This is a genomic window from Micromonospora sp. SYSU B005 (assembly GCF_055362685.1).
The window spans coordinates 43,551-62,515 of sequence record NZ_JAXCFU010000016.1 but is presented as its reverse complement, the minus strand read 5'-3'; the positions used below and the strand labels follow the sequence as shown (position 1 = coordinate 62,515).

Here is an 18,965-nt window from a genome sequence, read left to right as displayed (position 1 = left end):
CGGGCGGCCCCTTTTCGTGGTGTCCGGATCAGAGCAGCGACATGTGGACGTGGTCGGTGTGGTTCGACGGTCCGCTGTAGGAACGCCAGCCGGTGGCCGGGAACCAGATCTGCCGGTTCCAGATGACGTAGTAGATGCCCAGCCGGTCGGCGTTGCGGATCAGGAACGCGGCGACCTCGTTGCCGTACCGGCGGGTGTCGTTGTTGTGCCACGGCGCGAAGCCGCTGTTCTGCAGCGACCAGTCACACGCCTTGCCCTTGGGGTGCTCCCACGGCCCGCCGGACCGGTAGCAGCCCACGAAGCGCTTGAAGCCCGCGCGCCGGACCTCCTTGTACGCGTGCAGCGTGCGCGGCGTGACGCAGCCCGAGGTGGTCGGGTCGTCCTCGCTGCACGACTCGGCCTTCCACCCGCCGTCGGCGGTGCGGCCGGGGGCGATCTTGGCGACCGGTGAGGTGGCGGAGACCAGGCCGCCGGTGAAGCCGAGACCGCCGACGAGCTTCAGCGCGCGCTCGGCCTGCACCTTCTCGCGCTCCATCGCGTTCTTCTGCTTCTCCTGCTCGCGCACCTCGGCGTCGAGCGCGATCTTGGCCTGCTCGGCGCGGGTCTTGACCGCGTTGATGGCGGCCAGGCGCTGCGCGTTGAGGAGGTTCAGCTCGTCCAGGGCGTTGACCCGGCGGACGAACGAGTCGGGGGAGTTGCTCTCCAGCAGCATCGCCATCGCGCCCATCCGGCCGGTCCGGTAGGACTGGGCGGCGAGTTGGTTGACCTGCGGGCTGAGCGCGTCGAGTTCGGCCTGTGCCGTCTTCACCTCGGCCGCCAGCCGCCGCTGGCGGTCCTGGGACTTGGCGAGCTTCGCCTTGGCCTGGAGGAAGTTCCGGTTGGCGGAGTCGATCGCCTCGGTGATGAGCGGCGGATCGCCGTCCTCCTCGTGGCCCGAGGGGGTGCCGGGGGCCGCCGCGGCGGGGGCCGCGGTCGCCGGGTTCGGGCCGGCCAGCACGGCTAGCGAGGCCAGCACGGCCACCACGGGTGTCAGCCAGCGGCGCAGGGGTGCCGTCACAGTGTTCCCTTCCGTCGGCCGCCGACCGGGTTAGCTGACGGGTTCGGGACGGAAGTGGCCCCTACCGCTGTCGCGGATTCACCCCATGTACCTGGTTCCCCGGTTCGCCCGTGGGCGATTGGGCGGCGGCACCGCTGGCGCCGGTGCGCGCCTTCGGCGGTGACCGGCAGCGAGGTTACCTGACAGCACTCGTGAGGATCTACGTCCGGAAGCCGACCAATAGCGAGATTTCGCCGTGGCACACCGTGACCAGCGTCGCGTTTGAATTCGATGGTCACGCTGCGGAGTGTCACCATGCGGCCTCCGTACTCTTCCCGCCGCCGAGCGCCTCCAGCGCGTCGTCCCGTCCGGCCGGCGGCGGGGGCGCGGCGGGCGCCGGCTCCGCGCCGGGCGAGCGCCGCCCGGCGGTGGTCACGATCGCGGCCAGTCCGGTCGTCAGCGGTACGGCGGCGATCAGGCCGAGCGTCGCCACCGCGCTGCGGACGATCTCCTGGGCGAGGAACTCACTGGTGAGGATCTCGCTCACCGGGCGGGAGTCGGCGACCAGCAGGAGCAGCAGCGGCAGCGAGGCGCCGGCGTACGCCAGCACGATGGTGTTGACGGTGGACGCGATGTGGGCCCGGCCGACCCGGGTCGCCGCCCGGTAGAGCTGCCGCCGGGACAGCCCGGGGTTGGCGTGCGCCAGTTCGGTGACGGTGGCCGCCTGGGTGACTGTGACGTCGTCTAGCACGCCCAGCGAGCCGATGATGATGCCGGCCAGAAGCAGTCCGTGCAGGTCCACGTCGCCCTGGAACATGGACAGCGTGGTGGCGTCCTCGCTGCCGAAGCCGGTCAGGTGGGTGGCGGACGTGGCGAGCAGGCCGAGCACGCCGGTGACCACCAGGCTGCCGAGCGTGCCGAGCACCGCGACCGACGTCTGCGCGGTGATCCCGTGGGTCAGGTAGAGCACCACGAACATGATCAACGCAGCGCCCACGATCGCGACGAGCAGCGGCGGCTGGCCGGCGCCGATGCCCGGCAGCACGAAGCCGAGCAGGATGGCGAAGCTGGCCGCCAGGCCGCCGAGCGCGGCGAGCCCGCGCCACCTGCCGAACGCCACGATCGCGGCGGCGAACAGCACCATCAGCCAGATCAGCGGCGTACCGCGCTGGTGCTCGGCGATGTTGTAGGACTTCACCGCCGGGTCGGCCGGGTCGGTCAGCTCGACCAGGACGACCTCGTCGCCGACCGCGACCCGCGGCGCGCCCGGCCCGGCCGGGATCGGCGTCTCGACCTGCCGGCCCGCGTCCGGGCCCTGCTCGGCGGTGACGGTCACGGTGCCGCAGGGGCCACCGCCGCCCTCCGGGGCCTCCGGCGTCGGCGGGCAGGGCTCGGTGACCACCCGGGTCACCGTGCCGTGGTAGCGAGGGACGTCCGCGCCGCCGACCGGCTCCCGGTCCTGCCCGGGCCAGAGCACCAGCGCCGCGATCACGGTGAGCGCGAACAGCGGCACCACCACGGCGACGAGCAGCCGCCGTACGCCCGGCGGCGCGGCGGGTGCGGGGCGGGTGTGGTCGGCACCCATGACGTCTCTCCCAACGGTCGCGGCGACGCCTGGTCCGCCGGACCGGTCTGGTCACCCGGCCGGCGCGGACGTGTCGACCACGTCCGGGTCGTCGCCCGGCCATGGTAGGCAGCCCGGCCGGCCGCTCCCGCACACCGTGGCCGGTGACGCGCGTCCCGCGCGGGTCAGGCCAGGCCGGCCCGGCGCCGCCGGTACTCGTCCTCGTCGATCTCGCCGCGGGCGTACCGCTCGTCCAGGATGCGCCGGGCCGTCGTCGGGCCCAGGTACTGCGGGCCGGTCCACCGCACGGCCGCCCAGACGAGCCCCGCCAGCACGGCGAGCACCAGCAGGGACCAGATCCACATCCAGCCCATCATCGGGCTCTGCCACATCATCGGGCCGCCCTCCGTCCGTCACCGCGGGTCCGCCGGGCCGGCCTGCCCGCCACGTCGACGGTACGTCCGCCCGGGTGCGCCGGCACGGGTCGATGTGCCCTGGCCCGAGGGTCGGAGGTCCCCGCTCAGCCGCGCTTCATCAGGCGGCCGACGGCGGCCATCATCTCGGTCGCCATCTCGTCGGCCCGGCCCTCGGCGGCGCCCTCGTGCATGCAGTGCCGGGCGTGGCCGTCGAGCAGGCCCAGGCCCACCTTGTCCAGCGCCGCCTGGATGGCCGAGATCTGGGTCAGCACGTCGATGCAGTAACGGTCGTCCTCGACCATCTTCTCGATGCCACGGACCTGCCCCTCGATCCGGCGGAGCCGGGCGAGGAGTTGGTCCTTGCTGGCGGTGTAGCCCCGGGTCGGGCTGGACGGCGCGGTCATGAAACCGAGGATAGCGTACCCCTCGGGGGTATGCTAACGTTCGGAACGTACCCCTGGGGGGTATCAGATCGGAGGGCGAGATGGAGACCACCTACCAGGTGAACGGCATGACCTGCGGGCACTGCGTCAACTCGGTGAGCACCGAGCTGAGCGCACTTCCGGGCGTCACCGACGTCCAGGTCGACCTGGCCGGCGGCCGGGTCACCGTCACCAGTCAGAACCCGCTGGACGCGGACGCGGTCCGCGCGGCGGTCGACGAGGCCGGCTACGACCTCGTCGGTGCGTGACGGGTCCGGCGGACCCGCGACAACCGAGGAGACACCATGAACACGGCGACGAAGCTCAGCGGCTTCGCGCTCGGCCTCGTGGCGGTGTTCGGCGCGGCGTACGGGATCGGCAACCTGGCCGATCCCGTCGCCCCGGCCGCCGAGACCCGACACGACGACACCGGCAGCGACCACGGGGCCGGCGATACCGGCCACGGTGACGAGAGCCAGGCGGGCGGCGCCTCCGCGCACCTGCCCGGCGGGCTGCTCGTCTCCGAGCGCGGCTACACGTTCCAGCCCGCCGACGCCCCGGCCGGGCAGTTCGCCTTCCGGATCACCGGCCCGGACGGCGCACCGGTCACCCGCTTCGAGGTGGCCCACGACAAGCGCATGCACCTGATCGTCGCCCGCCGGGACCTGTCCGGGTTCCGGCACGTCCACCCGGAGATGGCCGGCGACGGCACCTGGCGGGTCGCCTCGCCGCTCGGCGGCCCCGGCGTCTGGCGGGCGTTCGCCGACTTCACCCCCGAAGGCGGCGAGCCGCTGACCCTCGGCCTGGACGTCACGGTCCCCGGCGAGCTGACCGCCCAGCCGTTGCCGGCGCCGGTGACCAGCACCACAGTCGACGGCTACACGGTCACCCTGACCGGCACGCCGGAGCCGGGCCGCACCAGCCGGCTCACGCTCTCCGTCAGCCGCGACGGGCGGCCGGTCACCGACCTTGCGCCCTACCTCGGGGCGTACGGGCACCTGGTGGCGCTGCGGCAGGGCGATCTGGCGTACCTGCACGTGCACCCGGAGGGCACGCCCGGCGACGGGCGCACACCGGCCGGTCCGGCGATCACGTTCGCCGCCGAGGTGCCCTCGGCCGGGGCGTACCGTCTCTACCTGGACTTCCGGCACGGCGACGCGGTGCACACCGCCGAGTTCACCGTCCTGGCCGGCGACCGGACCGCGCCCGCGCCCGCCGCGCCGGCATCCACCACCGCACCGACCCCGGACGCCGGACACGGCACCCCGGGGCACGGGCACAGTTGAGCGCCGGAGGTGCCGCGATGACTGCCACGGGAAAGGCGCTGCCCACCGCGCCGAACCTGATCGAACTGGCGATCGGCGGGATGACCTGCGCGTCCTGCGCCGCCCGGATCGAGAAGAAGCTCAACCGGATGGACGGCGTCGAGGCGACTGTGAACTACGCCACCGAGAAGGCCACCGTCCGGTACGCCGACGACATCGCGCCGGCCGACCTGATCGCCACCGTCGAGAAGACCGGCTACACCGCCGTGGTGCCGCCGCCGCCCGAGCAGGCGGAGGCGGCAGCGGCCGGGGAGCCGGTGGACGAGCTGCGCACCGCGCGTACCCGGCTCTGGGTCTCCGCCGCGCTCACCCTGCCGGTGATCGTGCTCGCCATGGTTCCGGCCTGGCAGTTCGACTACTGGCAGTGGGCCTCGCTCACCCTCGCCGCCCCGGTGGTGGTCTGGGGCGGGCTGCCGTTCCACCGCGCCGCGCTGATCAACCTGCGGCACGGCGCGGCGACCATGGACACACTCGTCTCGCTCGGCACGCTGGCCGCGTTCGGCTGGTCGCTCTGGGCGCTGTTCCTCGGCGACGCCGGCATGCCCGGGATGAAGCACCCGTTCAGCCTCGACATCACCCGCGGCGACGGCGCCGGCAACATCTACCTGGAGGCCGCCGCCGGGGTGACCGTGTTCATCCTGGCCGGGCGGTACTTCGAGGCGCGCTCCAAGCGCACCGCCGGGTCGGCGCTGCGCGCCCTGCTCGAACTCGGCGCCAAGGACGTGGCGGTGCTGCGCGACGGGCAGGAGACCCGGATCCCGGTCGGCCGGCTCGCGGTCGGCGACCGGTTCGTGGTCCGGCCCGGCGAGAAGATCGCCACCGACGGTGTGGTCGAGGAGGGCACGTCCGCGGTCGACGCCAGCATGCTCACCGGCGAGTCGGTGCCGGTCGAGGTTGGCCAGGGCGACGCCGTGGTCGGCGCCACGGTGAACGCCGGCGGCCGGCTGGTGGTCCGCGCCACCCGGGTCGGCGGGGACACCCAGCTCGCCCAGATGGCGCGGCTGGTGGAGCAGGCACAGACCGGCAAGGCGGCGGTGCAGCGGCTCGCCGACCGGATCTCCGGCGTCTTCGTGCCGATCGTGATCGCGCTGGCCGCCGGCACGCTCGGCTGGTGGCTCGGCACCGGCTCCGGGCCGACCGCCGCGTTCACCGCCGCGGTGGCCGTCCTGATCATCGCCTGCCCGTGCGCGCTCGGCCTGGCCACCCCGACCGCGCTGCTCGTCGGCACCGGCCGCGGCGCGCAGCTCGGCGTGCTGATCAAGGGGCCGGAGGTGCTGGAGTCCACCCGCCGGGTCGACACCGTGGTGCTGGACAAGACCGGCACCGTCACCACCGGCCGGATGGCGCTGGCCGAGGTGCTGCCCGCCGACGGCGAGGACGCCGACGAACTGCTCCGGGTGGCCGGTGCGCTGGAGGCCGCCTCCGAGCACCCGATCGCGCGGGCCGTCGCCGAGGCCGCGGCCGAAGCCGGACCGCTGCCGCCGGTCGGCGAGTTCGCCAACGCCGAAGGGCTGGGCGTGACCGGCACCGTCGACGGCCGGACCGTGGTGGTCGGCCGGGCCCGGCTGCTGCGGGAGCGGGGTCTCGACGTACCCGAGGAGGTCGTGCGGGCGGTGACCGGCGCGGAGGCCGCCGGGCGGACGGCGATCCTGGCCGGCTGGGACGGGCGGGCCCGGGGCGTGCTCGCGGTGGCCGACGCGGTGAAGCCGACCAGCCGGGCGGCCGTCGCGCGGCTGCGTGAGCTGGGCCTGAAGCCGGTGCTGCTCACCGGCGACAACACCACCGTGGCGAAGGCGGTGGCGGCCGAGGTCGGCATCGACGAGGTGATCGCGGAGGTGCTGCCCGCCGACAAGGTCGACGTGGTCGAGCGGCTCCAGCGCGAGGGCCGAGTGGTCGCGATGGTCGGCGACGGGGTGAACGACGCCGCCGCGCTGGCCCGCGCGGACCTCGGGCTGGCCATGGGCACCGGCACCGACGCGGCCATCGAAGCGGCCGACCTGACGCTGGTCCGGGGCGACCTGATGGCCGCCGCGGACGCCATCCGGCTCTCCCGGCGGACGCTGGCGATCATCAAGGGCAACCTGTTCTGGGCGTTCGCCTACAACGTCGCGGCGCTGCCGCTGGCGGCGGCCGGACTGCTCAACCCGATGCTCGCCGGGGCGGCCATGGCGTTCTCGTCGGTGTTCGTGGTGGGCAACAGCCTGCGGCTGCGGAGCTTCCGCCCGGTCGGGTGAGGGGATTGAGCCGACGACCGACGGGGTAACCAGTTGTCGTCAGGCAACCGCATCAGTGGAGGTCATCATGGGTCTGGACGACAAGATCGACAACGCTTCCCAGGACACCGCGGGCAAGGTCAAGGAGGGCGTCGGCCGGGCGACCGACAACGAGCGCCTCGAGGCCGAGGGCCGCAACGACCAGGCGGGCGCCAAGCTCAAGCAGGCCGGCGAGAAGATCAAGGACGCCTTCAAGAGCTGAGTACGTGACGCACACACACCACCGGGTCGGCCCACGGGCCGGCCCGGAGTGCTGTCCGGGTGCGGGTCAGCGCGGCCGGTCACCGGCCAGGCGCGCGGCGCGTACCTCCAGATAACGCCGCTCCGGCAGGCTCGTGGTGGCCCGCGCGGCGGCCAGGTACGCGGCCCGGGCCTCCGCACGGTCACCGGCCAGGTCGAGCAGGTGCGCGCGGACGGCGGCGAGCCGGTGGTGCCCCGAGGTCCGGTCGTCGCCGTCGAGCGTGGCCAGCAGCGCCAGCCCGGCACGCGGGCCGTCCACCATGGCCACCGCGACGGCCTGGTTGAGCGTGACCATCGGGTTCGGCGCGACCCGCGCCAGCACCCGGTAGAGCGCGACGATCTGCCGCCAGTCGGTGTCCTCGGCGGTGGGCGCCTCCGCGTGCACCGCGGCGATCGCCGCCTGCACCTGGTACGGCCCCGGCGCCGACCAGGTGAGCGCCTCGGTCACCAGCGCCACCCCCTCCGCGACGGCGTCCCGGTCCCACCGGCTGCGGTCCTGCTCCGCCAGTGGCACCAGCTCGCCGTCCGGCCCGGTACGAGCGGCCCGGTGCGCGTCGGTGAGCAGCATCAGCGCCAGCAACCCGGCCACCTCGCCGTCGTCCGGGAGCAGCCGGCGCAGCTCCCGGGTCAGCCGGATCGCCTCTGCGGTCAGCTCGGCCCGGTGCAGCGCCTCGCCGCTGGACGCGGTGTAACCCTCGTTGAAGACCAGGTAGAGCACCCGCAGCACGGCGGCCAGCCGCTCGTCCCGGTCCGCCGGCGACGGCAGCGTGAAACGCGCGCCGGACGCCTCGATCCGCTGCTTCGCGCGGCGGATCCGCTGGCTCATCGTCGCCTCCGGCACCAGGTAGGCGCGGGCGATCTCGGCGGTGCTCAACCCGCCCACGGCGCGCAGTGTGAGCGCCACCTGCCCGCTCACCGGCAACGCCGGATGGCAGCAGAGGAACAGCAGCTTCAACGTGTCGTCCCCGCTCGGGGTCTCCTCGTCGGCGGGCGGCGCGACGGTCGCGTACGCGGGCTGCCGCACCGCCACCGCCACCTCGCGTTCCCGGCGGGCGTGCTCGCTGCGCCACTCGTCGGTGAGCCGCCGGGTGGCGACGGTGACCAGCCACGAGCGGGGATGGTCCGGCAGGCCCTGTTCCGGCCACTGCACGGCGGCGGCCAGCAGCGCCTCCTGGACCGCGTCCTCGCAGGCGTAGAACTGGCCGTGCCGCCGCACGAGCACGCCGAGGACCTGCGGCGCGAGCTCACGCAGCAGATCCTCGACCGCCCGCGACGTCACATCTCCGTCCCGGCCTGCTCCATCACCGCGCGCACCTCCAGCACACCGAAACCGTGCCGCACGTCCGGCCAGCGCGCGGCGATCTCGGCGGCCCGCTCCGGGGTCTCGCAGTCGACGGTCAGGTAGCCGGCGAACTGCTCCTTGCTCTCCATGAACGGCCCGTCGGTGATCTCGGCGCCGCCACCGGCGGCCGGACGGGCCGTACGGGTCTGCGAGGGGTGAGCGAGCGCCTCGCCGCCGACCAGCTCGCCGGACTCGGTCAGCTCCTTCATGATCTCGTCGACCTCACCGAAGATCGCGGTGCGTTCCGCCTCGGACAGCTCCTCCACGAAGCCGGGCCGGTTCCAGATCAGCAGCATGTACTTCACGGTGCACTCCTCGGATGCGGGCCACCGGCGGTGGCGCCTCGCAGACGGGTCGGAGCCGGTCCGCCCGATCCGACATCATCCCCCGGGAAGTTCAGCGGCCCCCGCGTACCGGACGGCGTGCCGGGCGGCCCGGGTCGAGCGAGGCCCGGTCGGCCGCGCTGGTGCCGGAGACCCAGCCCTGCTCGTCACGCACCTGGAGGCGGTGCCGGGTGGTGCCCGGAAAGAGCTGGTCGACGCGTTCCCGGACGGCGTCCGAGCGGGCCGCGAGCACCGGCAGCAGCCGGTCGTCGTCGAGTTCCTCTGCCGCCGCCGCGCTCGCTGACCGCAGCCGGTCGCCGACGCGCAGCGCGAACGCGTTGAGGAACGACTCGTCGTACCCCTTGGTGCGTCGCCCGCCGGCCCTGCCGCGTTCACCCCGGCCGCGCAGCATCGCGGCGGTGGCCTGCACGAGCAGCGAGGTGTGCAGCAGTTCGACAGCCGCCAGGTCGGCCGGGAAGCCGAGGACCGTGGCGAAGCCCAGGTCGTCGGACCAGACCGACTCGCACCGGTTCGCCGCCGCCACCTCCTGGATCAGTAGCGCCTTCGCGGCCGCGTACGGGGCGTCGACGCCGATCCGCACGCCACCCGGGCCGCCGGTCCGGTCGGCCCCGGCGTCGAGCAGCGCCGCGTCGATGCTGTGCCGGGCCATCAGCTCCTGCGCCTTCGCGGTGAACGCCTCCGCCTCGGCCGGGTAGCCGGTCGACTCCGCTTTCGCCAGCAGCGCGCGTACCCGGTCGAGCATCCGGGAACCGCTCGGTGTCGCGGCGGCGAGGGCGGTACCCGCCGAGCCGGGCGGCGGCCGGAGCGCCGCGATCGGCGGCAACCCCGCCACCAGGACGATCGCGTCCACCGCGTCCCGCAGCGCGGTGATCCGGTCCCCGTCGGCGCGCCGATCCAGCCAGCCCGCGTCGTCGTCCCAGCGGGCGCCGGTCTCGGCGAGCTGCTCGTCGAACCAGGCCGGGACCGGCGCGGGCAGCGTGCGCCGCTGCGCGGCCATCGCGTCGCGCAGCAGCCGGGCGCCGCGCGGGGTGAGCCGCCGGACGGCTAGTCGATCAAGGTCGGCGGGCTGCCAGCCACGCGGCCAGAGCCGGCCCACGTCCCGCGTGAGCCGGGCGAGCAGCGCCGCGTCCACCGCCGCGCCGTCGGCCACCACGAGCCCGTCGAGGGCCCGCTCGGCAGCGCGTACGTCGGTGGCGCGCGCGGTCGCGACGGCGGCGTCGAGCAGTCGCTCGGCTGGTGACACGGGTGACTCTCCCTGAACTCCGACAGGCGGCAGGTCGTCCACCCCGGTACCGACGGTACCCGGCCCGCCGGTTCAACCGTCCGGGCCCGGCGTCCGTACTCCTGCCCGGAGCGGGGCGGCGCGACGGACGGAGATCACGTGGGCGGGCACGACCGGGGGCTGCACCGGCGACGACGGAGGTCGAGATCACCACGGGTCCTGGCGGTGGTCCTGGTCGGGGCCGTGCTCGCCGCCGGCGGGTACGCCGCCCGGCACCCGGACCTGCTGGACCGCATCGAGGTGCGGCGGACCGTGCAGGCGGCGGCACCGGGCGCGCCCGCGCCGGACGCGCGTCCCACGCCGACGGCCGCGCCGGCGCCGGTCCCGGCGGCCGGCCGGGTGGCCCCCGGCATCGGCTACCCGGCCCGGGGCGACGGCACGTTCCGCACCGCCGACACGGTCGGCGCGGTCGCCGGCCGCTCCGGTGAGCTGCTGCGCTACCGGGTCGCGGTCGAGGACGGCATCCGCAACGTGGACGTGGAGCGGTTCGCCCGGGACGTCGCCGCCACCCTCGCCGACCGGCGGGGCTGGACCGGCGACGGCCGGTGGCGGCTGCAACGGGTGGGCCGCGACGACCGCGCCGACTTCACAGTGCTGCTCACCACGCCGGTCACCCGGGGGCGGCTGTGCGGCGACCCGAGCGACAGGTACACCTCCTGCCGCAACGGCGACCAGGTGGTGATCAACGTGGCCCGCTGGGTGTACGGGGTGCCGCACGTGACCGATCTCTCCCGCTACCGGCAGTACCTGCTCAACCACGAGGTCGGCCATCGGCTGGGCCGCGGCCACGAGCGCTGCCCCCGGGCCGGCGGTCCGGCGCCGGTCATGGTGCAGCAGACGCTCGGCCTGCACGGCTGCACGCCGAACCCGTGGCCGATCGTGGGCGGCGAGCCGCTGTCCGGACCGCCCGGCCAGTACGACGACCCGATCCCGGCCGGGGACCGCTGAGCCCTCGCCCGGCGGCCGCCCCGGCCCTTCACCGGGAGAACGAGGCCCAGATGTTCTTGGTCTTCCCGGTGGCGTACCAGCCCACGTCGAGCGAGACCGACTGGGCCAGGAACAGACCCCGCCCGCCCGAGTCCGTCGGACTGATGTCGGTCAGCTCCGGCACCGAACTGACGTCGTGGTCGGCCACGTCGAGCAGGAACCGGTCGTCGGTGGTGAGCAGCGTGACGATGGTGGGCGGGCGGCCGTGCCGCAGCGCGTTGCTCGCCAGCTCGGTGGCGACCAGCACGACCAGGTGCGGCACCTCGTCCAGATCCTCGCCCTGCACCAGGCCGTGCCGGTTCAGCGCGTCACGGAGCGAGGCGCGCAGCCCACGAAGATCCTCGGGACTGTCAAGCACCCACTGCTCCAGCTCGGTGGCCTGTGGCGGCGGAGGCGAGGTGCGCAACTGTCCCATGATCTGGCTTTACCCTGCGTAGCCGTTCGTTAAGCAGGTCAGCGCCGCAGCAGCGCGAACACGCCCCACCCCAGGTACTCGCGCTCGAAACGGACGTACCGCACCGGGTCCTCGGTCAGCTCCCGCCGCAGCTCCGGGGCCAGTTCGTCGTCCGGGTTGGCGTCCAGCCAGCGGCGCAGGTTCAGCCAGTGCGCGGCGGCGTACCGGTCCCAGCTGTCCTGGTCGGCGAGGACCATCTCGACCAGGTCCCAGCCGCACTCGCCGAACGACTCGACCAGGCCGGGCAGGTCGCGGAACTCGTCGCGGGACCGGGCGTGCGAGCCGGTGACCGCCTCGTCGTCCGGCGGGTCACGCCGCCAGTAGGGCTCGCCGACGAGCGCCATGCCGCCCGGCCGCAACGCCCGGCCGAGCAGGTCCAGCGTCCCGGGCACCCCGCCGCCGATCCAGGTCGCGCCGACGCAGGCGGCCACGTCGACCGGCCGCTCCGGGGTGTACGCCGCGGCGTCGCCGTGCACGAAACGTACCCGGTCAGCTACACCGAGTTCGACGGCGCGCTCCTGGGCGGCGGCGGTGAAGACGGTGCTGATGTCGACCCCGGTGCCGGTGATCCCGTGGTCGCGGGCCCAGGTGCAGAGCAGTTCGCCCTTTCCGCTGCACAGGTCGAGCATCTCGTCGCCGGGCCGCAGCCGGATCGCCCGGCCCAGCGTGGCCAGCTTGACGTCGTCGAACGGGTTGAGGATGCGCAGCTCGCCTTCGCGAATGGTGAACTGGCGGGGAAGGTCCGGTGAGGTCATTCGTGGAGGGTGCGCCCACCCGGTCACGCGGAGCAACGGAATTCCGGTCTGGGCCCGTCCGGGTCTCCTGGGGTACGGTCACCGCATGGTGGTCGAGGAACACTGGTGGAACGGCGTCAGCAACCCTCGCGGACGGCGCGACGTCTACATCCGCACCGACGGAAGCCAGTGGCAGGTCCAGGCGCAGATCGGCGGGGCGAGCGGCCGGTCCCGGATTCAGCAGTGCCCGAGTCGTGGCTCAGCGACGATCCTGGCCGGGGCGTGGCGCGCGAGCGGCTCCGGCTGGCGCGAGATGCCGCGCTGACCTCACGCTCAGTCACGAGGTCCCTGCACCGAGCGATCGACGGGTGATTCGGCGGCGTGAAACCGTCGTGAAACCGCGCTGATCCCGCCTGCCGTCACGGTTGCGGGCATGACGACGACGAACTCTCCCGGCGCGATGGTCGAGGTGTCCGGGCTGCGCAAGGCGTACCGGAGACAGGTGGTGCTCGACGGTGTCGACCTGCGCGTACCCGAGGCCACTGTCTTCGCCCTGCTCGGCCCGAACGGCGCGCCCCGACGCCCCGCCCGGGCGTGCCGTGCCGCCGCCGCGGCGTGCCGCAGCACCGCCGCCACGTCCACCTGCGCATCGGTGAGCGCCAGCCGGTAACCGGTGGCGGTCCGGACGATCAGGTCGGCGCCCAGCTCGGCGCGGGCCCGGGAGACCAGGATCTGCAACGCCTTCACCGGATGCCGGGGCGGATCGTCCGGCCAGAGCGCGTCGACGAGCGCACCGGTGCCGCAGCCGGGCCCGAGCCGGCCGGCCAGGAGGGCCAGCAGCCCGCGCAGCCGGGCGCCGCCCACCGGCACACCTCGGCAGACCACGTCCGACAGCAGGGTCAGTTCGGTGGTCACCGGGCCAGCGTAGGCGGCGGACCGGCCCGTCACGGCCCCCGCGCCGTGCGGCCCGTGAAGGCGGCGTTAAAAGCCCCGGCCCGCCCGTACCGGATCCGTCAAAGCCGTCGACCGTACGCACCCGGCCCGGCTGGTATGGCCCGCGGAGGACGTACCGACGCGGGAGGCGGACATGGGACGAGATCGGGCGGACGGGTGCACCGGATTCCGGGTGGCCGCCGGCGCCGCAGTGGTGGTCGGCGCGGCGCTGGTGGCGGCGGGGGTGTTCGGGTCTGACGAGCGGCCCGGGCGGGTCCTGGTGATGGCGGGCGTCGTCGGGGCGTACGCCGCTGTGGTGGCCGACCTGCGCGCGGTCGCGGCGGTGGCCGCGTTGGGTGCGGCGGTCTTCGTCGGGTTCCTCGCGCACCGCTACGGCGAGCTGACCGGCCCGGATGACGCCTGGTCCCAGGCCGTGCCGATCGGCTTCGCCGCGGTGCTCGGCGCCGGCTACCGGTACCTCCGGTCGATCGGCGCCGAGGCCGATCCGGTGACCCGGATCACCGGCCGCGGAGGCGGCGTGAAAAGCGCGTCAAGAAACCGCGGCCGCGCGTGATGGTCGCGTCAAGACCCCTGTCCGTCCGGCGGATACGGCGCTGTGATTGCCCGGCGCGGCCGGGAGGCGGTCGCGAGGACATCTTCCGCTAGGAGAGGTCAGCCGTGTCTGACGTGCTGTTCGTGTTGCTGACGGTGGGGCTGTTCGCGGCTCTCGCCCTCGTGGTGAGGGGCGTGGAGAAGCTGTGAACGCTGTCAACGCCGTCGGCCTGGTGCTGGCGATCGGCCTGGGCGTGTTCCTGGTCGCCGCCCTGCTGTTCCCGGAGCGCTTCTGATGAGCATGACGACAGCCGGCGTGCTCTTCGTCCTGTCGCTGGTGGCGGCGCTGGTCGCCGTGCACCGGCCGTTCGGCGACTACATGCACCGCGTGGTCGCCGGAACCCGGTCGTCCCGGGTCGAGCGGGGGATCTACCGCCTGGTCGGGGTCGACCCGGCCGCCGAGCAGACCTGGGGCGTGTACGCCCGCTCGGTGCTGGCCTTCTCGGCCGTCTCCCTGCTGTTCCTGTACGCGTTCCAGCGCCTGCAGAACCACCTGTGGCTCTCGCTGGGATTCGACCCGGTGGTGCCGCACGGCGCCTGGAACACCGCTGTGTCGTTCGTGACCAACACGAACTGGCAGTGGTACTCGGGTGAGTCGACGATGGGTCACCTGGTGCAGATGGCCGGCCTGGCGGTGCAGAACTTCGTCTCGGCCGCTGTCGGCATCGCCGTGGCGGTGGCGCTGGTCCGGGGCTTCGCCCGCAGCCGCACCGGCGAGCTGGGCAACTTCTGGGTCGACCTGACCCGGGTCACGCTGCGGATCCTGCTGCCGATCGCGGTGCTCGGCGCGCTCGCGCTGATGCTCGGCGGCGTGGTGCAGAACCTCTCCGGCGGCACCGACGTGACCACGCTGACCGGCGGCACCCAGACCGTCACCGGCGGGCCGGTGGCGAGCCAGGAGGTCATCAAGGAGCTGGGCACCAACGGCGGCGGCTTCTACAACGTCAACAGCGCCCACCCGTTCGAGAACCCGACCGCGTGGACGAACTGGCTGGAGATCTTCCTGATCCTGGTGATCCCGTTCAGCCTGCCCCGGGTCTTCGGCCGGATGGTGGGGCAGAAGCGGCAGGGCTACGCGATCGCCGCCGTCATGGCGATCCTGGCGCTCGCCAGCATCACCCTCACCAACGTCTTCGAGCTGACCGGGGACGGCACGGTGCCGCAGGCGGTCGGCGCGGCGCTGGAGGGCAAGGAGGTGCGCTTCGACGTGTCGAACTCGGCCACGTTCGCGGCGGCCACCACGCTCACCTCGACCGGCGCCGTCAACTCGTTCCACGACTCGTACACCGCGCTGGGCGGCATGATGACGCTGGGCAACATGATGCTCGGCGAGGTCGCCCCCGGCGGCGTCGGCGCCGGCCTGTACGGGCTGCTGATCCTCGCGGTGATCACGGTGTTCGTGGCCGGGCTGATGGTCGGGCGCACCCCGGAGTACCTGGGCAAGAAGATCGGCTCGCGTGAGATCAAGTTCGCCTCGATGTACTTCCTGATCACCCCGGCGCTGGTGCTCACCGGCACCGCCGCCGCGTTCGCCACCGGCAACGCCTCGACGGCGCTGAACGTCGGGCCGCACGGGCTCTCCGAGGTGCTCTACGCGTTCACCTCGGCCAGCAACAACAACGGCTCCGCGTTCGCCGGCATCACCGTGAACACGCAGTGGTGGAACACCGCGCTCGGGCTCTGCATGCTGCTCGGCCGGTTCCTGCCGATCATCTTCGTGCTCGCGCTGGCCGGCTCGCTGGCCCGCCAGCAACCCACACCCGCCTCCGAGGGCACCCTGCCGACCCACCGGCCGTTGTTCGTCGGCATGGTCGTCGGCGTCACAGTGGTCCTCGTCGCGCTCACCTTCCTTCCCGCACTCGCGCTCGGCCCGCTGGCCGAAGGGCTGTGACCACCATGAGAGACAAGGACATGACAGCACCTGTGCAGACCGCCGACGCGCCGGTCATCGGCGACACCGCGGCTCCCGGCACGCCGGACCGCCGGGTCGGCGGCGGACTGCTCGACCCTCGCCAGTTGCTCCGGTCGCTGCCGGACGCGCTGCGCAAGCTCGATCCGCGCACCCTGTGGCGCAACCCGGTGATGCTGATCGTGGAGATCGGCGCGCTGTTCACCACAGTGCTCGCGGTGGCCGACCCGTCCGTCTTCGCGGTCGCGATCACCGTCTGGCTCTGGCTCACCGTGATCTTCGCGAACCTGGCCGAGGCGGTCGCCGAAGGGCGCGGCAAGGCGCAGGCCGACACGCTGCGGCGGGCCAAGCAGGACACCATCGCCGCCCGCCTGGTCGGCTGGACGCCCGGTGCCGCCGCGAACGCGTACCGGGACGAGGCGGTGCCCGCGCCGCAACTGCGGCAGGGCGACGTCGTCCTGGTCGAGGCCGGGCAGGTCATCCCCGGCGACGGCGACGTGGTGGAGGGCATCGCCAGCGTCGACGAGTCGGCGATCACCGGCGAGTCCGCCCCGGTGATCCGGGAGTCCGGCGGCGACCGCAGCGCGGTCACCGGCGGCACCCGGGTCCTCTCCGACCGGATCGTCGTCCGGATCACCCAGAAGCCCGGCGAGAGCTTCATCGACCGGATGATCGCGCTGGTCGAGGGCGCCAACCGGCAGAAGACGCCGAACGAGATCGCACTGAACATCCTGCTGGCCGCGCTGACGATCATCTTCCTGCTCGCCGTCGTCACGCTCCAGCCCATGGCGATCTTCGCGAAGGGCTACCAGGCCGCCGCGCCGGACACCGCGGCGATCACCGACTCCGGCGTCACCGGCGTCGTCCTCGTGTCGCTTCTGGTCTGTCTCATCCCGACCACCATCGGCGCGCTGCTGTCCGCGATCGGCATCGCCGGCATGGACCGGCTCGTGCAGCGCAACGTACTGGCGATGAGCGGCCGGGCGGTCGAGGCGGCGGGCGACGTCAACACGCTGCTGCTGGACAAGACCGGCACGATCACGCTCGGCAACCGGCAGGCCGCCGAGTTCCTGCCGGTGACCGGCGTGGACGCGGCCACACTCGCCGACGCGGCGCAGCTGTCCAGCCTGGCCGACGAGACCCCCGAGGGCCGCTCGGTGGTGGTGCTCGCGAAGAACGAGTACGGGCTGCGCGAGCGCGAGCCCGGCCTCATCCCGCACGCCACGTTCGTGCCGTTCACCGCGCAGACCCGGATGAGCGGCGTCGACCTCGACGCCGACGGGGGCGTCCGGCACGTCCGCAAGGGTGCGGCCGCCGCGGTGATGAAGTGGGTACGCGACAACGGCGGTCACCCGACCGAACAGGTGGGTGAACTGGTCGACGCGATCAGCGGCACCGGCGGCACGCCGCTCGTGGTGGCCGAGCACGTGGCCGGCGAACCGGCCCGGGCGCTCGGCGTCATCCACCTCAAGGACGTGGTGAAGGCCGGCATGCGTGAGCGCTTCGACGAGATGCGCCGGATGGGCATCCGCACCGTGATGATCACCGGTGACAACCCGCGTACCGCGAAGGCGATCGCCGACGAGGCGGGCGTGGACGACTTCCTCGCCGAGGCCACGCCGGAGGACAAGCTCGCGCTGATCAAGAAGGAGCAGGAGGGCGGCCGGCTCGTCGCCATGACCGGCGACGGCACGAACGACGCGCCCGCGCTGGCCCAGGCGGACGTCGGCGTCGCCATGAACACCGGCACGTCGGCCGCGAAGGAGGCCGGCAACATGGTCGACCTCGACTCCGACCCGACCAAGCTGATCGAGATCGTGGAGATCGGCAAGCAGTTGCTGATCACCCGGGGTGCGCTGACCACGTTCAGCATCGCCAACGACATCGCGAAGTACTTCGCGATCATCCCGGCCATGTTCGCCGGCATCTACCCGTCGCTGGACCGGCTCAACATCATGCGCCTGGACAGCCCCGAGTCGGCGATCCTCTCCGCCGTCGTCTTCAACGCGATTGTCATCGTGGCGTTGATCCCGCTGGCCCTGCGCGGCGTGCGCTACCGCCCGGCCAGCGCCTCGACGCTGCTGCGCCGCAACCTGTGGCTCTACGGCCTCGGCGGCATCGTGGTGCCGTTCGCCGGCATCAAGCTCATCGACCTGCTCGTCCAGTTCGTCCCGGGGATCTCGTGATGCGCCTTCCCAGTTGGCTCTCCCAGCACCTGGCCGCCCTGCGCGCGGTGCTCGTCTTCACCGTGCTGCTCGGCCTGGTCTACCCGCTCGCCCTGGTCGCCGTCGGCCGGCTCCCCGGCCTCGACGGCAGGGCGGACGGCTCACTGCTCACCGTCGGCGGCCGGACCGTCGGCAGCTCGCTGATCGGCCAGTCGTTCACCGACGCGGACGGCAACCCGATCCCGCGCTACTTCCAGTCCCGCCCGTCGGCCGCCGGGGACGGCTACGACCCGACCTCCACCGCGGCGGGCAACCTGGGCCCGGAGAGCGTGGTGGACACGCTCACCGGCGACGAGGAGACCTCGGCGCAGAGCCTGCTCACCCAGGTCTGCGCCCGCAGCAAGGCGGTCGGGGAACTGGACGGCGTGGACGGGCGGCGCCCGTACTGCACCCCGGACGGGGTGGGCGCGGTGCTGGCCGTGTTCCGCGCCGATGGGCTGACCGGCCGGATCACCCGCGTGGTGAGCGTCAACCAGGCCGCGCCCGCGACGCCGTTCGTCACCACCTGGCAGGGCGTGCCGGTGGAGGCAGCCCAGCCCGGCCACGACTACGTGGCCGAGGGCGGCATCGTCACCCCGGTACGCGGGGACGCCCCGGCCCGCCCGGCCGTGCCGGCCGACGCGGTCACCGCAAGTGGCAGCGGCCTCGACCCGCACATCTCCCCGGCGTACGCCCGGATCCAGGTGGCCCGGGTGGCGCGGGAGCGCGGCGCGGACCCGGCGGCGGTACGGCGGCTGGTCGCCGAGCACACCACCGGCCGGGCGCTGGGCTTCATGGGCGAGCCCGGTGTGAACGTGCTTGAACTCAATCTGGCGCTGGACGAGGCGTTCCCGGCACGCTGACGCGACAGCGACCGGAGCGGCCCCG

Annotated in this window: 21 protein-coding genes and 1 riboswitch; of the genes, 11 read left to right on the top strand and 10 right to left on the bottom strand. The window is 73.5% G+C overall.

The genetic code is table 11. The features are described 5' to 3' along the window. Window positions 1–28: 28 nt before the first annotated feature. From SM452_RS26610 to SM452_RS26595, 4 genes are all read right to left on the bottom strand, one after another. A complete protein-coding gene (locus SM452_RS26610; protein WP_262015910.1) occupies window positions 29–1,057 on the bottom strand; it encodes a coiled-coil domain-containing protein in 1,029 nt (342 codons plus the stop codon). 4 nt (window positions 1,058–1,061) lie between these two features. After that, window positions 1,062–1,192: riboswitch (cyclic di-AMP (ydaO/yuaA leader) on the bottom strand. A gap of 154 nt (window positions 1,193–1,346) precedes the next feature. Further along, a complete protein-coding gene (locus SM452_RS26605; protein ID WP_463840943.1) occupies window positions 1,347–2,621 on the bottom strand; it encodes a YibE/F family protein in 1,275 nt (424 codons plus the stop codon). Between the two features lie 164 nt (window positions 2,622–2,785). Further along, window positions 2,786–2,995: an SHOCT domain-containing protein gene (locus SM452_RS26600; RefSeq protein ID WP_030503502.1), complete on the bottom strand. Its 210-nt coding sequence runs from the start codon at window positions 2,993–2,995 to the stop codon at window positions 2,786–2,788. A 125-nt stretch (window positions 2,996–3,120) separates the two neighbouring features. After that, window positions 3,121–3,420, bottom strand: a complete 300-nt coding sequence (locus SM452_RS26595) for a metal-sensitive transcriptional regulator (RefSeq protein WP_013283780.1) — start codon at window positions 3,418–3,420, stop codon at window positions 3,121–3,123. A gap of 80 nt (window positions 3,421–3,500) precedes the next feature. On the opposite strand from SM452_RS26595, the gene SM452_RS26590 reads away from it, so the two are divergent. From SM452_RS26590 to SM452_RS26575, 4 genes are all read left to right on the top strand, one after another. Continuing rightward, the gene (locus SM452_RS26590) at window positions 3,501–3,707 is read left to right on the top strand and encodes a heavy-metal-associated domain-containing protein (RefSeq protein ID WP_262015912.1); all 207 of its coding nucleotides are present in this window, start codon (window positions 3,501–3,503) and stop codon (window positions 3,705–3,707) included. Window positions 3,708–3,743: 36 nt separating this feature from the next. Then, entirely contained in the window at window positions 3,744–4,724 is a 981-nt protein-coding gene (locus SM452_RS26585) for a hypothetical protein (protein ID WP_463840942.1), read from the top strand. Between the two features lie 17 nt (window positions 4,725–4,741). Then, entirely contained in the window at window positions 4,742–6,997 is a 2,256-nt protein-coding gene (locus SM452_RS26580) for a heavy metal translocating P-type ATPase (RefSeq protein ID WP_463840941.1), read from the top strand. 67 nt (window positions 6,998–7,064) lie between these two features. Then, window positions 7,065–7,238: a CsbD family protein gene (locus tag SM452_RS26575; protein WP_013283784.1), complete on the top strand. Its 174-nt coding sequence runs from the start codon at window positions 7,065–7,067 to the stop codon at window positions 7,236–7,238. 66 nt (window positions 7,239–7,304) lie between these two features. Here SM452_RS26575 and SM452_RS26570 read toward each other — a convergent pair whose 3' ends face one another. The 3 genes from SM452_RS26570 to SM452_RS26560 all read right to left on the bottom strand — a co-directional run bounded on the left by SM452_RS26570 (window position 7,305) and on the right by SM452_RS26560 (window position 10,205). Further along, on the bottom strand, window positions 7,305–8,555 hold the full coding sequence (locus tag SM452_RS26570; RefSeq protein ID WP_262015915.1) for an RNA polymerase sigma factor: 1,251 nt from the start codon (window positions 8,553–8,555) through the stop codon (window positions 7,305–7,307). Continuing rightward, window positions 8,552–8,914, bottom strand: a complete 363-nt coding sequence (locus tag SM452_RS26565; protein WP_262015933.1) for a YciI family protein — start codon at window positions 8,912–8,914, stop codon at window positions 8,552–8,554. Before SM452_RS26565 ends, SM452_RS26570 begins: the two co-directional genes overlap by 4 nt. 100 nt (window positions 8,915–9,014) lie before the next feature. Continuing rightward, the gene (locus tag SM452_RS26560; protein WP_463840940.1) at window positions 9,015–10,205 is read right to left on the bottom strand and encodes a DUF2786 domain-containing protein; all 1,191 of its coding nucleotides are present in this window, start codon (window positions 10,203–10,205) and stop codon (window positions 9,015–9,017) included. Between the two features lie 204 nt (window positions 10,206–10,409). On the opposite strand from SM452_RS26560, the gene SM452_RS26555 reads away from it, so the two are divergent. Next, window positions 10,410–11,192 carry a DUF3152 domain-containing protein gene (locus SM452_RS26555; RefSeq protein WP_262015917.1) on the top strand — a complete coding sequence of 261 codons (783 nt, stop codon included), beginning with the start codon at window positions 10,410–10,412 and terminating at the stop codon, window positions 11,190–11,192. A gap of 28 nt (window positions 11,193–11,220) precedes the next feature. Here SM452_RS26555 and SM452_RS26550 read toward each other — a convergent pair whose 3' ends face one another. Together SM452_RS26550 and SM452_RS26545 are read right to left on the bottom strand one after the other, a co-directional pair. Continuing rightward, window positions 11,221–11,646, bottom strand: coding sequence for an ATP-binding protein (locus tag SM452_RS26550; protein ID WP_262015918.1), 426 nt, complete (start codon window positions 11,644–11,646; stop codon window positions 11,221–11,223). A gap of 38 nt (window positions 11,647–11,684) precedes the next feature. Beyond that, window positions 11,685–12,440 carry an SAM-dependent methyltransferase gene (locus SM452_RS26545; RefSeq protein ID WP_463840939.1) on the bottom strand — a complete coding sequence of 252 codons (756 nt, stop codon included), beginning with the start codon at window positions 12,438–12,440 and terminating at the stop codon, window positions 11,685–11,687. Window positions 12,441–12,525: 85 nt separating this feature from the next. On the opposite strand from SM452_RS26545, the gene SM452_RS26540 reads away from it, so the two are divergent. Beyond that, on the top strand, window positions 12,526–12,744 hold the full coding sequence (locus tag SM452_RS26540; protein ID WP_013283796.1) for a hypothetical protein: 219 nt from the start codon (window positions 12,526–12,528) through the stop codon (window positions 12,742–12,744). Window positions 12,745–12,752: 8 nt separating this feature from the next. On the opposite strand, the gene SM452_RS26535 is transcribed toward SM452_RS26540, so the two are convergent. After that, window positions 12,753–13,334, bottom strand: a complete 582-nt coding sequence (locus tag SM452_RS26535) for an AfsR/SARP family transcriptional regulator (protein ID WP_355510336.1) — start codon at window positions 13,332–13,334, stop codon at window positions 12,753–12,755. A gap of 172 nt (window positions 13,335–13,506) precedes the next feature. Here SM452_RS26535 and SM452_RS26530 point away from each other — a divergent pair, with 172 nt between their 5' ends. From SM452_RS26530 to SM452_RS26510, 5 genes are all read left to right on the top strand, one after another. Beyond that, window positions 13,507–13,926: a hypothetical protein gene (locus SM452_RS26530; RefSeq protein ID WP_463840938.1), complete on the top strand. Its 420-nt coding sequence runs from the start codon at window positions 13,507–13,509 to the stop codon at window positions 13,924–13,926. A gap of 184 nt (window positions 13,927–14,110) precedes the next feature. Then, window positions 14,111–14,200 carry a K(+)-transporting ATPase subunit F gene (gene kdpF, locus SM452_RS26525; protein ID WP_036311210.1) on the top strand — a complete coding sequence of 30 codons (90 nt, stop codon included), beginning with the start codon at window positions 14,111–14,113 and terminating at the stop codon, window positions 14,198–14,200. After that, window positions 14,200–15,855: a potassium-transporting ATPase subunit KdpA gene (gene kdpA, locus SM452_RS26520; protein WP_355510331.1), complete on the top strand. Its 1,656-nt coding sequence runs from the start codon at window positions 14,200–14,202 to the stop codon at window positions 15,853–15,855. The genes kdpF and kdpA overlap by 1 nt, the downstream gene beginning before the upstream one ends. Window positions 15,856–15,875: 20 nt before the next feature. Then, a complete protein-coding gene (kdpB, locus tag SM452_RS26515) occupies window positions 15,876–18,059 on the top strand; it encodes a potassium-transporting ATPase subunit KdpB (protein WP_355510328.1) in 2,184 nt (727 codons plus the stop codon). Then, entirely contained in the window at window positions 18,059–18,940 is an 882-nt protein-coding gene (locus tag SM452_RS26510) for a potassium-transporting ATPase subunit C (RefSeq protein WP_355510325.1), read from the top strand. Before kdpB ends, SM452_RS26510 begins: the two co-directional genes overlap by 1 nt. Window positions 18,941–18,965: the final 25 nt, after the last annotated feature.

Excerpts from the sequence above, each read along its gene's own strand:
- SM452_RS26605 (WP_463840943.1), bottom strand. The coding sequence starts at position 2,621 with ATGGGTGCCGACCACACCCGCCCCGCACCCGCCGCGCCGCCGGGCGTA.
- SM452_RS26600 (WP_030503502.1), bottom strand. The coding sequence starts at position 2,995 with ATGATGTGGCAGAGCCCGATGATGGGCTGGATGTGGATCTGGTCCCTG.
- SM452_RS26595 (WP_013283780.1), bottom strand. The coding sequence starts at position 3,420 with ATGACCGCGCCGTCCAGCCCGACCCGGGGCTACACCGCCAGCAAGGAC.
- SM452_RS26590 (WP_262015912.1), top strand. The coding sequence starts at position 3,501 with ATGGAGACCACCTACCAGGTGAACGGCATGACCTGCGGGCACTGCGTC.
- SM452_RS26585 (WP_463840942.1), top strand. The coding sequence starts at position 3,744 with ATGAACACGGCGACGAAGCTCAGCGGCTTCGCGCTCGGCCTCGTGGCG.
- SM452_RS26580 (WP_463840941.1), top strand. The coding sequence starts at position 4,742 with ATGACTGCCACGGGAAAGGCGCTGCCCACCGCGCCGAACCTGATCGAA.
- SM452_RS26575 (WP_013283784.1), top strand. The coding sequence starts at position 7,065 with ATGGGTCTGGACGACAAGATCGACAACGCTTCCCAGGACACCGCGGGC.
- SM452_RS26565 (WP_262015933.1), bottom strand. The coding sequence starts at position 8,914 with ATGCTGCTGATCTGGAACCGGCCCGGCTTCGTGGAGGAGCTGTCCGAG.
- SM452_RS26550 (WP_262015918.1), bottom strand. The coding sequence starts at position 11,646 with ATGGGACAGTTGCGCACCTCGCCTCCGCCGCCACAGGCCACCGAGCTG.
- SM452_RS26545 (WP_463840939.1), bottom strand. The coding sequence starts at position 12,440 with ATGACCTCACCGGACCTTCCCCGCCAGTTCACCATTCGCGAAGGCGAG.
- SM452_RS26540 (WP_013283796.1), top strand. The coding sequence starts at position 12,526 with ATGGTGGTCGAGGAACACTGGTGGAACGGCGTCAGCAACCCTCGCGGA.
- SM452_RS26530 (WP_463840938.1), top strand. The coding sequence starts at position 13,507 with ATGGGACGAGATCGGGCGGACGGGTGCACCGGATTCCGGGTGGCCGCC.
- kdpA (WP_355510331.1), top strand. The coding sequence starts at position 14,200 with ATGAGCATGACGACAGCCGGCGTGCTCTTCGTCCTGTCGCTGGTGGCG.
- kdpB (WP_355510328.1), top strand. The coding sequence starts at position 15,876 with ATGACAGCACCTGTGCAGACCGCCGACGCGCCGGTCATCGGCGACACC.
- SM452_RS26510 (WP_355510325.1), top strand. The coding sequence starts at position 18,059 with ATGCGCCTTCCCAGTTGGCTCTCCCAGCACCTGGCCGCCCTGCGCGCG.